Source organism: Sphingomonas sp. 10B4, from assembly GCF_035019905.1.
GTDB classification, from domain to species: domain Bacteria; phylum Pseudomonadota; class Alphaproteobacteria; order Sphingomonadales; family Sphingomonadaceae; genus Sphingomonas; species Sphingomonas glacialis.
Map to the genome: position 1 here is coordinate 1 of NZ_JASJVC010000319.1, position 271 is coordinate 271.

The 271-nt window shown below is 56.1% G+C and carries 1 protein-coding gene; it reads left to right on the forward strand.

Annotated features, from left to right (window positions below; all coding sequences use genetic code 11):
• The coding region (locus tag QN347_RS19965; RefSeq protein WP_323494425.1) for a hypothetical protein at window positions 1-268 on the forward strand (268 nt) is incomplete at its 5' end.
• Window positions 269-271: the final 3 nt, after the last annotated feature.

A 271-nucleotide genomic window follows, 5' to 3' on the forward strand; every position in this document is an offset into this window, starting at 1 on the left:
GCCCTTGCCGGTCAAATCACTGGGAAAAATTCTCGGCTACATGCCGTCGACAGAACGCGTCGGCATTGTCATTGCAGCCCCGAATCCCTACATTTTGTCGGTTGACGCCGTCGATGGCACGGCCGATCTGGTCATCAAACCACTGACCTGCATCAGCACGCCCGGCATCACCGGCACGGCTCGTTCGGCCGAGGGCGAATTGGTACTCGTCATCAGTTTGTGCTTCCTGATCGATGGCTGCAAGGTACGTGAAATGATGAGCGTCTAGTTT